Here is a 14,194-nt window from a genome sequence, read left to right as displayed (position 1 = left end):
GTTTTCTAGATTTTTACATTAGCTAATTTACAAAAAAAATAACCATAACTATAGTTAAGTCATGGTTAAATTTTATTTTTGTATAGATTTTACTTATACCTATCTATTCTTTTATATCAGAAACTAATTGTCGTATTTTGATATTAAACGCTGCAAAAACCAAAGTCATTAGTGGACTTATGATATTAAAGAAGGCATAAGGTAAATAATCAAAAGTGCTTACGCCTAATGTTCCAGCTTGATATGCGCCACAAGTATTCCAAGGAATTAATACTGAAGTAACAGTTCCGGAATCTTCTAATGTTCTACTTAAATTTTCGGGAGCTAAACCTCTATCTTTATAAGCTTTTGCAAACATTTTCCCTGGAACTACAATTGCTAAGTATTGATCAGAAGCTGTAATGTTTAACGCTAAACAACTTCCTACAGTTGAAGCAAATAATCCTAATGTAGATTTAGCAATAGATAATAAGGCTTGACTGATTCTTGATAAGGCACCAATAGCATCCATAATTCCACCAAAAACCATAGCGCATAAAATCAACCAAATAGTGCCAAGCATTTTTTCCATTCCTCCAGAAGTAAACAAATCAACTAATGTTGGGTTTTGAGTTGGAATAATAGATTTAGTTGTGATGGCGTTCATAATTCCTTTATATCCGCTTATGAAGTTTAATTCTTGAGCACCAGAAAGCATTAAAATGATATTAGGTTGAAAGATTAAAGCAAAAATAGCTCCTAATATGGTTCCGGCTAAAAGAGCAATTAATGGTTCTGTTTTCTTTACAATTAAGAAGATTACAATAACAGGAACTAAAAATAACCAACCGCTTACATTAAAAGCAAGTTTGATATCAGTTAATAATTGCCCTGTGTTGGCAACTCCGTTTGTTTCTACAGATAATCCTAATATAATAAATAATACTAACGTTAATAAGTAGGAAGGAATTGTTGTAATTGTCATGTATCGAATATGCGTAAACAAATCGGTACCTGCCATTGCAGGAGCAAGATTGGTAGTATCTGACATTGGGGATAATTTATCACCAAAATAAGCACCTGAAATTACAGCTCCAGCAACCATGCCTAATTCGAAACCTAAAGCACCTCCAATTCCAATTAAAGCAATACCAACAGTTGCAGATGTAGTCCAAGAACTACCTGTTGCAATCGAAATAACAGAACAAATTATTAAAGTAGCTGGTAAAAATATAGCTGGACTCAAAATTTGCAATCCGTAATAAATCATAGAAGGAATGATACCACTTACAAGCCAAGTTCCGGCTAAAGCACCAACCATTAATAAAATTAAAATAGCTCCAGCAGTAGATTTAATATTTTCTGCTACTTCATCAATCATTTTTTTATAAGAAACTTTATTTAAGAATCCCATAAGAGCCGCAACTGCACCTCCTAATAATAATACAAATTGATTACTTCCGCCAAGGGCACTATCTCCAAATACATATACATTAAAAGCTAACATTCCAATTAATGCAAATACAGGAATTAAGGCTTCCCAAATATTTAATTCTTTATTTTTATTGATTTTTGTATCCATTTAGTTTTGTTTGAGCTTGCAATATAGAAAAAGGAAATTTTATCGCAAAGTTTCGTTTAAAATAAAAATCCAGCCATTAATATTAGCTGGATTAATATATAAGTGTTGTTGAATTATAAAATTCCTAATTCAACCATACATTGTTTCATCATTTGATAGGTTCTTTCGATATCATTATCTAGACCAATTGAAAAACGAATTAAACCATCTGTTAATCCCATTTCAGCTTGTTCTTCTAATGGAATTTCAGATGAAGTTGAAGTTCCTGGTGCACTAAATAATGTTTTATAGAAACCTAAACTTACCGCTAAGTATCCTAAATTTCTTTCTTGCATTAATTCCATTAAGGCATTGGCTTTATCTAAACTTCCAACATCAATTGTCATCATTCCACCAAATCCGTATTCAGGATTAATCATTGTTTTATAGATTTCATGACTTGGGTGGCTTTTTAATCCTGGGTAAACCGTTTTGATTCCGTCAGCTTCAAATTTGTTTGCCAAATACATAGCATTAGAACTGTGTTGTTTCATTCTGATGTGTAATGTTCTTAAGTTTTTCATCACTGAAGCCGAACGTAAACTATCCATTGTAGGGCCTAAAAGCATGCTAGCACCATCATTTACATTTTTTAAGCTATTGATGAATTCTTGCGAAGCACAAGTTACGCCACCTACAGTATCGCTACTTCCGTTGATGTATTTCGTTAACGAATGGATAACGATATCAGCACCTAATTTTGCAGGAGCAACTGATAAAGGAGAAAAAGTATTGTCAACTACTAATTTGATATTGTGTTTTTTAGCAATTTTAGCCAATGAAGCAATATCAGCAACTTCTAATAAAGGATTACTAACAGTTTCGCAATATAAAACTTTAGTATTTGGAGTTATAGCTGCTTCAACAACATCTAATTTTGTAATGTCTACAAATGTAGTTTTGATGCCCATTCTTGGAACGAAGTTCTTTAAAAAAGCATACGTTCCACCATAAATAGTTCTACTAGAAACAATGTGGTCTCCATTTCCACATAATTGTAATAGAGTAGGAGTAATAGCGCCCATTCCTGAAGCAGAAACATTTGCAGATTCTGTTCCTTCCATTGCAGCTAATGCTTTATCTAAATATAAGTTACTTGGTGAAGAATGGCGAGAATATAAGTAACATCCTTCAGCATTCCCTTCAAAAGTATCAAACATTGTTTTTGCTGAAAGAAATGTATAAGTTGAACTATCAGATATTGAAGGATTAACACCTCCAAATTCACCAAAATATTGTAAATCTTGAATTCTATCAGCTGGATTAAATTTTTCCATTATTTTTAAGTTTAGTTGTTTATTTTAATCCAAAAATATAAATATGTAAATTATTATTCAATAGTATTTGAATAAAATAGTTTTTTATTCTATTTTTGTTTTATGTTGTAGTTTTAATTTCACTTTTTTTATCAATTTAATTACATTTGCTGACAACAAAACAACAACAACAACACAACAACCAATGGACGCAATCGACAAAAAACTATTAGGTTTTCTGCAGGAAGACACTAAAAAAACTACTAAAGAACTATCGTTACTGCTGAATTTATCTGTAACAGCAGTTTATGAAAGAATTAAAAAATTAGAACGAGAAAAAGTAATCAGACAATACGTAGCCATCTTAGACCGTACTAAAATTGAAAAATCATTTGTCGTATTTTGTCACATCAAATTAAATCAACACACGAAAGACTTTATTACAATTTTTGAAAGTGAAGTTGTAAAACTAGAAGAGGTGTCGGAATGTTTTCACGTAAGTGGTGATTATGACTACATTCTTAAAGTTAATGTGAAAGATATGGACGAATATCGTGAATTTATGGTGACTAAACTTACAGGTTTACAACATATTGGTAGTACGCACAGTTCTTTTATGATAGGTGAAGTTAAAAATACTACAGCTTATACGCTATAAATAGAACTATAACAAATAACCAAGATTACTTTAAATTTATAATTCAAAAAGCCTTACTTTTGTATTCGAATTTAAGTCAAATAAAAAACTTTATATAAAATCATGAGTCAATTTGATGTAACCATTATCGGTTCAGGACCTGGAGGATATGTTTCGGCTATCCGTTGTGCCCAATTAGGTTTCAAAACAGCTATCATAGAAAAATATTCTACTTTAGGTGGAACATGTTTAAACGTAGGTTGTATTCCATCAAAAGCATTATTAGCTTCATCACACCATTATGAAGAATTACAACACTTTGCAGATCACGGAATTGAAGTTTCTGGAGATGTAAAAGTAAATCTAGAAAAAATGATTGCTCGCAAACAAGCAGTAGTAGATCAAACTTCTGGAGGTGTAAAGTTCTTAATGGATAAAAATAACATTACTGTTTTTAACGGTGTAGGTTCTTTTGAAAGTGCTACTTCTGTTAAAATCACTAAAGAAGATGGTTCATCTGAAGTTATTGAATCTAAAAATATCATTATTGCTACAGGTTCAAAACCATCAAGCTTGCCATTTATCAAATTAGATAAAGAAAGAATTATTACTTCTACTGAAGCTTTAAAATTAAAAGAAGTTCCAAAACATTTAGTAATTATTGGAGGAGGCGTTATCGGAATCGAATTAGGACAAGTTTATTTACGTTTAGGAGCGCAAGTTTCTGTAGTAGAATTCATGGACAGAATTATTCCAGGAATGGATGCTGCTTTATCTAAAGAATTAACTAAAGTATTGAAAAAACAAGGTATGAAGTTCTACACTTCTCACAAAGTTCAATCGGTAGAAAGAGCTGGAGATATAGTAACGGTTAAGGCTGAAAACGCTAAAGGAGAAGTTATTACTTTAGAAGGTGATTATTCTTTAGTTTCTGTAGGTCGTCGTCCGTATACTGATGGATTAAACGCTGAAAAAGCAGGAGTAAAAGTTACGGAAAGAGGTCAAATCGAAGTAAATGATCATTTACAAACTAATATTCCAAATATTTATGCCATTGGTGATGTAGTTCGTGGAGCCATGTTAGCACACAAAGCGGAAGAAGAAGGTGTAATGGTTGCTGAAATTTTAGCAGGTCAAAAACCACATATCGATTATAACTTAATTCCTGGTGTAGTGTACACTTGGCCAGAAGTTGCTGCTGTAGGAAAAACAGAAGAGCAATTAAAAGCGGAAGGTGTAGCTTATAAAGCAGGAAGTTTCCCATTCAAAGCTTTAGGAAGAGCTAGAGCAGGAGGAGACACTGACGGATTTGTAAAAATCTTAGCAGATGCAAAAACAGATGAAGTTTTAGGCGTTCACATGATTGGAGCAAGATGTGCTGATTTAATCGCAGAAGCTGTTACAGCGATGGAATTTAGAGCAAGTGCAGAAGATATTTCAAGAATGTCTCACGCACATCCAACGTTTGCAGAAGCTATCAAAGAAGCCGCTTTAGCAGCTACTGATAATAGAGCATTACACGTGTAAAACATAAATTGTCATCCTGAGCTTGTCGAAGGATAAAAATCCCAAATTCAATTGAGTTTGGGATTTTTTTTATACTTTAAAATTTGTAGTAGCCGTGAATAGCTTTTTGTAATTCTTTTAACGTTTTGCAGCTTGGCGAAGTGGCGGAAATCGAAGTCCAAATGTTGAGTTTTGCACTAAACCCGCCATTTTGCCAAACTGCTGTTAGCCGTTGTTTTTATTTTTCTGTTCTGTTTTCAATTCTGTTTCTTGTTTCTATTTCTTTTCCCTTTTTCAACGTAATAATAGGCTTAAACAAAACTTTTTCACAAGCGTAACAATTTTCAATTCTGTATTGTTCAAACTCGCCAAACTTTGTTTTATAAAATTCATATCCACTTTTTTTAATTTCGAATTCCGCATAACAATAGGCAATTGGCAAATCTAATGGTGTATGAAACCAATCTATTCTTGATTTTTCATAAAACTTGAAGTTTCCATTTCTGTCCGTTTTAACACTTTCAGTTCTCAAATCTCTAGATTCATTGGAGCCAATCTTTTCGTCTATGTAATATTCTTTTTCTATTCTGTAAACTGTTGCATTTGGAACTGGTCTATTTTGTTCATCAACTACTTTTCCATTAACATTCGCTTCATAAATTACCTTTTGAGGGCGAATGAAAAGTAACGTGATAAAAATCAGAATTATAACAAGAATTGTTTTAAATATTTTTTTCATTTTTAGGTTTTCCTGCAAAATAACGGCTAACTTGTATATATGTATGACAAAATCATACATAGCTACCTAAATTCAGGTGTATATGTATGATAAAAATCAGTTTTATTATTTTATAAATTATGGTTTTACAATTTCTTTATAACTGTCCCAGTTAGCATAAATTAAAAACACATTAGCAAGTAAAATTGCAGCAGCCATTGGAATATCCGCTCCAGTAACCATAACATGAATTAAAAAGATATTGATGCTTATTGGTAATAAAATAATGGTTCCTAGTCGAACAAATTTACCACTTACTAGCATTAACCCAGCTAATAGTTCTACTGCTTTTGCTACAGGAAAAATGTACTTAGAAGCCATAAAGCCTGCCATTAACGTAGCTAAATCTCCAGTAGGTACTGGTTGTTCTCCCATTAAATTGAAAAAATAAGAAATAGAAGCAAAAAGCATCATCGCTCCTAAAAGTACTCGAACAATAATAGTTGCAATTTTCATAGTTTGAATAGTTTTTGGTTAGTTATCTCAAATATAGCAAATTATTCATACAAAAAAACCATCAGTTTCCTGATGGCTTATATCTTACTTTTTTAAAAACTTTTTGTAACCTAGAAATCCTAAAAACCCAATCAAAGCAAATGGCCAAAGCACTACAACAAATGCTATAATGTGTTCTAACATAAACCAACCCGTTTTTACACTGTCCCAAATTTGTAAACCAATATTTGGTCGGTAAGCGTTGATGCTTTTTTCATTAGCTACCATTTCTTGTTTTATGCTTTCGTCTTGGTAAATGTTTAAAGTCAATGTACTAAAATTCACTTGATCTTGAAGTGCTAAATTCTGCATTTTTGAAGCGTCATTTTGTTCTTTTTTAGCATCTAACGTTTCTTCTGCTTTTACCACTTGATTGAGTTTCTTTCCTTTTAAATCAATAGCATTTTCCAATCGTTTTTCTGAAGAATTACTTCTTTTTTGCGCTAATTCATTGGATAACATTTGTAAGGAAACATCATCCGCTTTAATGATGCGATAATCCAAAAAGTGAATTTGTTTTGCAATGGTTTTAATCACCGTATCCATTTTGGTATTCGGAACACGAATCGTAATGTTGTTATCTACTTTGTATTTTGTAGTCACTAAAGTACTATCCTGACTCACTTTGGTTTTATCTACACTGTAAATGTTACTTTCTAATTTTGTAAAAGTTACAAATCCACCAAATTTCGTAGTTGCATCTTCAATCACATAAGTCGATTTGGCGACGTTTTTTACCTTGAATTTAATATCAGCCGTTCGAACAAATTTACGATTACTGTTTTTATTTTCAACAGCTGCTGATGAAGAAATTACGCTAGTGCTATCTGCCGATTCAGCTAAAGAATAATCTGAAGCTGCTTCTCTGCTTTCTGCAGATTCTTTACAAGATAAGATAAGTCCAAATGCTAGTAAAGCCAATACGATTTTGGTGTTTTTGTTCATAAAAATTCATTTTTAAAATTATTGATTAATTGATTTTTGATAAGAGTAATTTTAGAATCAATAGAAATGAATTTTTAATTGGATTAGCTTATCGAAGCAAGAATAAAAATCGTGCCAAATTTTAACAAGTATCTTCATTTTCAACAACTATTTTTTTGTTGTACTTTTGGAATATAAATTTTCTAGTTTGAGAACCGTAATTACTAAAGATATTTCCCAATTTTCAGATTTGAAAAAGCAACTTTTAATTTGGGCTAACCAACACAGAGAAGTCGTTTTTTTAGATTCTAATAATTACCATCAAAAGTATTCAAGTTATGATGCTGTATTGGCTGTTGATGCTTTTACATCTATAAAAACTGATTACGAAAATGCTTTTCAAGATTTGTATCAGTACCAAAGTCAGGCTAAAGATTGGTTATTTGGATATTTGTCTTATGATTTAAAAAACGATACAGAAGATTTAACTTCTAGAAATTTTGACAAATTAGATTTTCCAGATTTGTTTTTCTTTCAGCCAAAAAAGTTGTTCTTGATAAAAGGCAATCAATTGGAAATGCAATATTTGAGAATGTGTGATGATGAAATGGAATCGGATTTTGAAGAAATAATTCAATGTTTGGTATTTAGTGTTCAATCATCAGAAGTTGAGGTAAAACAACGCATTTCAAAAGAAAGATATCTTTCTAAAGTTTCCAAAATGTTGGAATATATTCATAGAGGCGACATTTATGAAGCTAATTTTTGTATGGAGTTTTTTGCTGAAGATGCTCAAATTGAACCGCTAGACATTTACCAAAAATTAAACGCAATTTCAGAACCACCATTTGCGGTTTACTTTAAAAATAATTTTCAGTATTTACTTTCAGCTTCACCAGAGCGCTATTTGCGTAAAGAAGATACAAAAGTGATTTCGCAACCCATAAAAGGAACCACTCGGCGTGGGGCCAATTATGACGAAGATGATGTGTTAAAATTCAATTTGGCTCAAAATGAAAAAGAGCGCTCCGAAAACATTATGATTGTTGATTTGGTTCGAAACGATTTATCACATACAGCCACAAAAGGAAGCGTAGTAGTTGAAGAATTGTGTGAAGTTTATACTTTTAAACAAGTACATCAAATGATTTCAACTGTTGTTTCTCAGGTTGAAAATACAACTTCTCCTGTCGAAATTATCAGAACGACATTTCCAATGGGAAGCATGACCGGTGCGCCTAAAATTTCGGCTATGAAAATAATCGAAGAATTAGAAGAAACGAAAAGAGGTTTGTATAGCGGAGCAGTTGGGTATTTTACACCAACTGGAGATTTTGATTTTAATGTGGTTATCCGCAGTATTTTATACAATGAAAAAAAACAATATCTTTCCTTTTCGGTAGGAAGTGCCATTACTTCTCAAGCTATTCCAGAAAATGAATATGCGGAATGTTTGCTAAAAGCCAATGCTATGTTTGAAGTTTTAAAATAAAATTGATGTTAGAAAAATTCACAAAACATATTCAATCCAACTTTCCTTTTTTAACTAAGGAGAAGTTTTATATTGCCGTAAGTGGAGGGATTGACAGTATGGTTTTGGTGGATTTATGTTTAAAACTTAAATTAGATTTTGAAATTTTACATTGTAATTTTAAGCTTCGTGATGATGAAAGCGATGGAGATATGGAATTTGTTGAATCCTATAGCAATAAAAATTTCGTAAAGTATAAAACAATTTGTTTTGACACGAAAGATGTTGCTCAAACAGAAAAGGAGTCAATTCAAATTACGGCTAGAAATTTGCGATACAGATGGTTTTATGAGCAATTGCAAGAAAATAATGTTTCATTTTTAGCAACAGCGCATCATTTAGACGATAGTTTAGAAACGTTTCTAATTAATTTGAGTCGCGGGACCGGAATTGAAGGTTTAACCGGAATTCCAGAACGAAATGATAAAATCATCAGGCCTTTATTACCATTTTCTAGGATTGAAATTGAAGAATATGCTAAAGAAAATTCAATTCAATGGAGAGAAGATTCCAGTAATGCTTCAAATAAATACGTAAGGAACAAATTACGTCATGATGTAATTCCTATCTTAAAAGAATTAAATCCGAGTTTTTTAAACAGTTTTAAAAACACTTTAAATCATTTGCAAGAGGTAGAAACGTTAATTCAAGATGCTTCACAAATGGTATATAAAGATGTTGCTCAGGAAAAAGGAACTACCATTTCTTTTGATATTCCATTACTGTTGCAATACAAAAATTACACAGCTTATTTGTTTCAATGGCTAAATCAATACGGTTTTACAGCATGGAATGATATTTACGAATTGGTTTATGCTCAATCGGGGAAACAAGTTTTTTCAGAAACCCATATTTTACTAAAAGATAGAGATCAATTATTGCTTTCTTCAAAAAAACATACCCTAAATGACAATTTTTATCTAATTGAATCTTTTGAGCGTAAAGTTAATATTCCCTTAAAACTCGCTTTTAGTCGTGTAGTTAACATTTTTGAAACAAATTCAAATTGTATATTTGTGGACGAAGATAAAATCAAATTTCCTTTGGTAGTAAGAAAATGGCATGAAGGAGATTATTTTTATCCTTCGGGAATGAGTGGAAAAAAGAAATTGAGTAAATATTTTAAAGACGAAAAGTATTCACTCTTAGATAAAGAAAACCAATGGTTATTGTGTTCAGAAAACCAAATTGTTTGGGTAATAGGAAAAAGAGCAGATAATCGACATATAGCAACAAACACAACACAACAAATTATAAAAATAGACTTAACCTAATGAAAAAAATAGTTTTAATACTGACTTTATTATTTTCCTTTTTAGGATATTCTCAAATTTTTAATCCTGTAAAATGGACTTCAAAAGTTGAACAAAAATCGGAGAATGAATTTGTTCTTATTATGGAAGCAGCTATTGAAGATGAATGGCATTTGTATTCTCAGTTTACACCTGAAGGAGGTTCACAACCAACAGTTTTTACTTTTAAAGAATCAAAAGGAAATTATCAATTGGTTGGGAAAACTAGCGAAAGCCCTTATAAAAAAGTATACAACGATATTTTTGAAGTAGACGAATACTATTTTGCTAAGAAAGTTACTTTTAAACAAACGATTAAGGTTACCAATCAAAAACTAAAAAACGTTAAGGTTTATGTAGAATATCAGGTTTGTAAAGAACAATGTATTCAAGGCGACAACACATTTACCTTTACTTTACCTGAAATCAAAACAGCAGCTGTTGAAACGGTTGCAAGTGAAGTAGTTGATTCAACTGCAACAACTAAATTAGATTCAACAGCAGTTGCTAGTGAAACTTCAAAAACACAGGAAAAAGAAGTTGTAGCAACTTCAGCTCCAAAAGAAGAAAAAAAAGGATTATGGTCTATTTTCTTTTTAGCTTTTATTGGTGGATTTGCTGCATTGTTAACACCTTGTGTTTTCCCAATGATTCCAATGACAGTAAGTTTCTTTACAAAACAAAGTAAAACAAAAGCTGAGGGTAAAAGAAATGCTATTTTATACGGAGTTTCTATTATTCTAATTTATGTTATTTTAGGTTCATTAGTAACAGGAATTTTTGGTGCCGATTCATTAAATGCATTATCTACGAACGTTTGGTTTAATTTAATATTCTTCTTTTTATTAGTGTTTTTTGCAGCCTCTTTCTTAGGAGCTTTCGAAATTGTTTTACCAAATTCTTGGGCAAACAAAGTTGATCAACAAGCAGATAGAGGAGGATTTGTAGGTATATTGTTTATGGCTTTAGCTTTGGCTATTGTGTCATTTTCTTGTACAGGTCCAATTGTAGGAACTTTATTAGTAGAAGCTGCTTCAAAAGGCGGATTTGCTCCAATTGTTGGAATGTTAGGTTTTTCTTCAGCATTAGCATTACCTTTTATGTTGTTTGCCATGTTCCCAGGTTGGATGAATTCATTGCCTAAATCAGGTGGATGGTTAAATACTGTTAAAGTTTCATTAGGATTTTTAGAATTGGCTTTAGCTTTTAAATTTTTATCAAATGCAGATTTAGTAGTTCAAGCTCACTTATTAGAAAGAGAAGTGTTTTTAGGGATTTGGATTGCAATTTTCGGTTGTTGGGCAGCTTATTTATTTGGAAAATTAACATTACCTCACGATAGTCCAATGTCGCATTTGTCTGTTGGACGTTTATTCATGGCAATTTTTGTAACGATTTTTACAATATATCTAATTCCGGGATTATGGGGAGCACCTCTAAAAATCATATCAGGTTTCCCACCACCAATGACGTATAGCGAAAGTCCAAATGGAATAGGAAAATCAGGAGGTACTACTTCTGGAATAGAGTTACCAGAACACGCGCATTTAGGACCTCACGGAATTATTGCCTTTCATGATTACGAACATGGTTTAGCTTATGCAAAAAAGGTAGGTAAACCTATTTTATTAGATTTCACAGGTCACGCTTGTGTAAATTGTAGAAAAATGGAAGACTTTGTTTGGTCAAAACCAGAAGTACTAGCTATTTTGAAAGAAAAAGTTGTTTTGGTTTCTTTATATGTTGATGATAAAAGAGAATTACCAAAAGAAGAACAATATGTTTCTAAAGAAACAGGTAAAGAAATCGTAACTATTGGAAATAAATGGAGCGATTATCAAATTACACGTTATAAAAACAATGCACAGCCATATTACATTATTTTGGATGCAGATGGTAAAGATATTTCTTCTCCAGTAGGTTACACACCTGATGTTGATGAATACAAAAAATGGTTAGAAGAAGGTGTAGCCGCTTTTAAAAAATAATTATGAAATAAAAATCCCAATCAAACGATTGGGATTTTTATTTAGAGTAACTGAAAGTTATTGATTTTTAATACAAATTATTTTATCAATCGCATTTCTAAGTACTTATTGGTAAAACCAAGTTTTTCATACAAGGCTTTAGCTGGATTATTAGGTTCAACATGAAGCGCAATATTACCTTCAACAGAAGAAATAGCTTTTTCCATAAGTTTTTTTCCATAACCTTTTCCTCTTTTTGAGTTGTCAATAGCAATATAAACCAATATGTTTTCAGGAATATAATCTTTCATTCCTGTATTATTTAAAATAACTATTCCTACGATTTTTTCTTCATCTGTTCCAATGATAATTTGTCCACCTTTATTCGGATTTAAAACATAATCAATGCATTTTTGAATGTCTTCTTCGGTATCTCCAAATTCTTCAAGATGTGTATATAAAAAGTGGGTAATTGTTTTGTTTGGAAACTGTTTTGAAGCTCCTGTAGCAGCATTGATATAGGTGAAATTCATAAATAAAAGTAATAGTAGTAAATACGAAGTACAAAAGTATTGAATTGCCAACAGATTGACTAATTCATAAAAAAGTTATTTTTTTCAATACTTTTTCTATATTTGTATCATTATAAGCCATTTAATTTAGTATAAGCCATGTTAGTAAAAGTATTTGGAAGCGCCGTATTTGGCGTTGAAGCCACGAATATTACTGTAGAAGTTAATATCGATAAAGGAATCGGCTACCACTTGGTAGGATTACCAGATTCCGCAATCAAAGAAAGCAGTTATCGTATTGCTGCCGCTCTAAAAAATAATGGGTACAATCTGCCCGGAAAGAAAATCACCATTAATATGGCTCCGGCCGATTTAAGAAAAGAAGGTTCTGCTTACGACCTCACATTAGCTGTTGGTATTTTAGCGGCTTCTTCTCAAATTAAATCCGAAGAAATTCACAACTATGTTATCATGGGTGAATTATCTTTAGATGGAGGTTTACAACCCATAAAAGGAGCGTTATCAATAGCAATTAAAGCTAAAGAAGAAGGTTTTAAAGGTTTGATTTTACCTTTTCAGAATGTGAAAGAAGCAGCAATCGTTGATGGACTTGATGTTTATGGAGTTGAGAATGTATTGCAGGTAATTCGCTTTTTTGAAGGGAAAGAAGAGTTGCAACCCACGAAAATTGATACCTCTGAAGAATTTTGTAAAATTCTCGATTTCCCAGAACATGATTTTGCTGATGTCAAAGGACAAGAATCAATAAAACGTTGCATGGAAATTGCAGCAGCTGGTGGTCATAATATTATTTTGATTGGTCCACCAGGTTCAGGGAAAACGATGTTAGCAAAACGATTGCCAAGTATTTTGCCGCCGATGACGATGAGAGAAGCTTTAGAAACTACTAAAATTCATTCGGTAGCAGGTAAGACGGCTGCAATAGGTTTAATGGCACAGCGTCCTTTTAGAAGTCCACATCATACGGCAAGTTCGGTTTCATTAGTCGGAGGCGGAAGTTATCCACAGCCTGGTGAAATTTCATTAGCACATAACGGTGTTTTATTTTTAGATGAATTACCAGAATTTAAACGAGAAGTTTTAGAAGTTATGCGTCAACCTTTAGAAGATAGGGAAGTAACGATTTCAAGAGCTAAATTTACCATAACGTATCCATCTTCGTTTATGTTGGTTGCAAGTATGAACCCAAGTCCTGGCGGTTATTTTAATGATCCAAATGCACCTGTTACATCATCTCCAATGGAAATGCAACGTTATTTGAGTAAAATATCGGGACCGCTTTTAGATAGAATTGATATTCATATTGAAGTTACTCCAGTTCCATTTGAAAAACTAACTGAAACAAGAAAAGCAGAGAGTAGTGCCGAAATTAGAAAACGTGTTACAAAAGCAAGAGTTATTCAATCGGTACGTTTTGAAAATTTAGATCACATTCATTATAATGCACAAATGAGTAGCAAACTTATCCGTGAATTTTGTGTTTTAGATGAGGTTTCGTTGCAATTACTTAAAACGGCTATGGAACGATTGAATTTATCGGCAAGAGCTTATGATAGAATTTTGAAAGTTGCCAGAACAATTGCCGATTTGGAAACTTCTGAAAGCATTCAGTCGCACCATATTGCAGAAGCAATTCAGTATAGAAGTTTAGATAGAGAAGGTTGGTTGGGATAAA

The 14,194-nt window shown here is 32.1% G+C and carries 12 protein-coding genes; 6 read left to right on the top strand and 6 right to left on the bottom strand.

From position 1 onward, the window contains the following. Positions 1 to 103 precede the first annotated feature (103 nt). Positions 104 to 1,561: a Na+/H+ antiporter NhaC gene (nhaC, locus tag LOS89_RS07700; RefSeq protein WP_231834704.1), complete on the bottom strand. Its 1,458-nt coding sequence runs from the start codon at positions 1,559 to 1,561 to the stop codon at positions 104 to 106. Positions 1,562 to 1,674: 113 nt separating this feature from the next. Continuing rightward, a complete protein-coding gene (locus tag LOS89_RS07695; protein ID WP_231834703.1) occupies positions 1,675 to 2,877 on the bottom strand; it encodes an aminotransferase class I/II-fold pyridoxal phosphate-dependent enzyme in 1,203 nt (400 codons plus the stop codon). A gap of 184 nt (positions 2,878 to 3,061) precedes the next feature. Between LOS89_RS07695 and LOS89_RS07690 the strand changes: the two genes are divergently transcribed. Beyond that, positions 3,062 to 3,514 carry an Lrp/AsnC family transcriptional regulator gene (locus tag LOS89_RS07690; protein ID WP_231834702.1) on the top strand — a complete coding sequence of 151 codons (453 nt, stop codon included), beginning with the start codon at positions 3,062 to 3,064 and terminating at the stop codon, positions 3,512 to 3,514. A 102-nt stretch (positions 3,515 to 3,616) separates the two neighbouring features. After that, entirely contained in the window at positions 3,617 to 5,020 is a 1,404-nt protein-coding gene (gene lpdA / locus LOS89_RS07685; RefSeq protein ID WP_231834701.1) for a dihydrolipoyl dehydrogenase, read from the top strand. Positions 5,021 to 5,237: 217 nt separating this feature from the next. Here lpdA and LOS89_RS07680 read toward each other — a convergent pair whose 3' ends face one another. From LOS89_RS07680 to LOS89_RS07670, 3 genes are all read right to left on the bottom strand, one after another. After that, positions 5,238 to 5,738, bottom strand: coding sequence for a carboxypeptidase-like regulatory domain-containing protein (locus LOS89_RS07680; RefSeq protein ID WP_231834700.1), 501 nt, complete (start codon positions 5,736 to 5,738; stop codon positions 5,238 to 5,240). Positions 5,739 to 5,855: 117 nt separating this feature from the next. Continuing rightward, entirely contained in the window at positions 5,856 to 6,233 is a 378-nt protein-coding gene (locus LOS89_RS07675; RefSeq protein ID WP_231834699.1) for a DoxX family membrane protein, read from the bottom strand. Between the two features lie 84 nt (positions 6,234 to 6,317). Then, positions 6,318 to 7,217 (bottom strand): DUF4349 domain-containing protein, encoded by a 900-nt coding sequence (locus tag LOS89_RS07670; protein ID WP_231834698.1) that lies wholly within the window; start codon positions 7,215 to 7,217, stop codon positions 6,318 to 6,320. A 187-nt stretch (positions 7,218 to 7,404) separates the two neighbouring features. Here LOS89_RS07670 and LOS89_RS07665 point away from each other — a divergent pair, with 187 nt between their 5' ends. From LOS89_RS07665 to LOS89_RS07655, 3 genes are read left to right on the top strand one after another with little or no spacing between them, the layout of a single operon-like run. Further along, positions 7,405 to 8,688 (top strand): anthranilate synthase component I family protein, encoded by a 1,284-nt coding sequence (locus LOS89_RS07665; RefSeq protein ID WP_231834697.1) that lies wholly within the window; start codon positions 7,405 to 7,407, stop codon positions 8,686 to 8,688. Positions 8,689 to 8,693: 5 nt separating this feature from the next. Beyond that, positions 8,694 to 10,001, top strand: a complete 1,308-nt coding sequence (tilS, locus tag LOS89_RS07660; protein ID WP_231834696.1) for a tRNA lysidine(34) synthetase TilS — start codon at positions 8,694 to 8,696, stop codon at positions 9,999 to 10,001. Next, a complete protein-coding gene (locus tag LOS89_RS07655; RefSeq protein WP_231834695.1) occupies positions 10,001 to 12,007 on the top strand; it encodes a protein-disulfide reductase DsbD family protein in 2,007 nt (668 codons plus the stop codon). Before tilS ends, LOS89_RS07655 begins: the two co-directional genes overlap by 1 nt. Before the next feature lie 77 nt (positions 12,008 to 12,084). Here LOS89_RS07655 and LOS89_RS07650 read toward each other — a convergent pair whose 3' ends face one another. Further along, on the bottom strand, positions 12,085 to 12,519 hold the full coding sequence (locus LOS89_RS07650; protein WP_231834694.1) for a GNAT family N-acetyltransferase: 435 nt from the start codon (positions 12,517 to 12,519) through the stop codon (positions 12,085 to 12,087). A gap of 138 nt (positions 12,520 to 12,657) precedes the next feature. Between LOS89_RS07650 and LOS89_RS07645 the strand changes: the two genes are divergently transcribed. After that, a complete protein-coding gene (locus LOS89_RS07645) occupies positions 12,658 to 14,193 on the top strand; it encodes a YifB family Mg chelatase-like AAA ATPase (protein ID WP_231834693.1) in 1,536 nt (511 codons plus the stop codon). The last annotated feature ends 1 nt before the right edge of the window (position 14,194 follow it).

This window comes from Flavobacterium channae (genome assembly GCF_021172165.1).
Classification (GTDB): Bacteria; Bacteroidota; Bacteroidia; order Flavobacteriales; family Flavobacteriaceae; genus Flavobacterium; species Flavobacterium channae.
The sequence above is the reverse complement of the archived record's forward strand: the minus strand, read 5'-3'. Positions and strand labels throughout refer to the sequence as shown.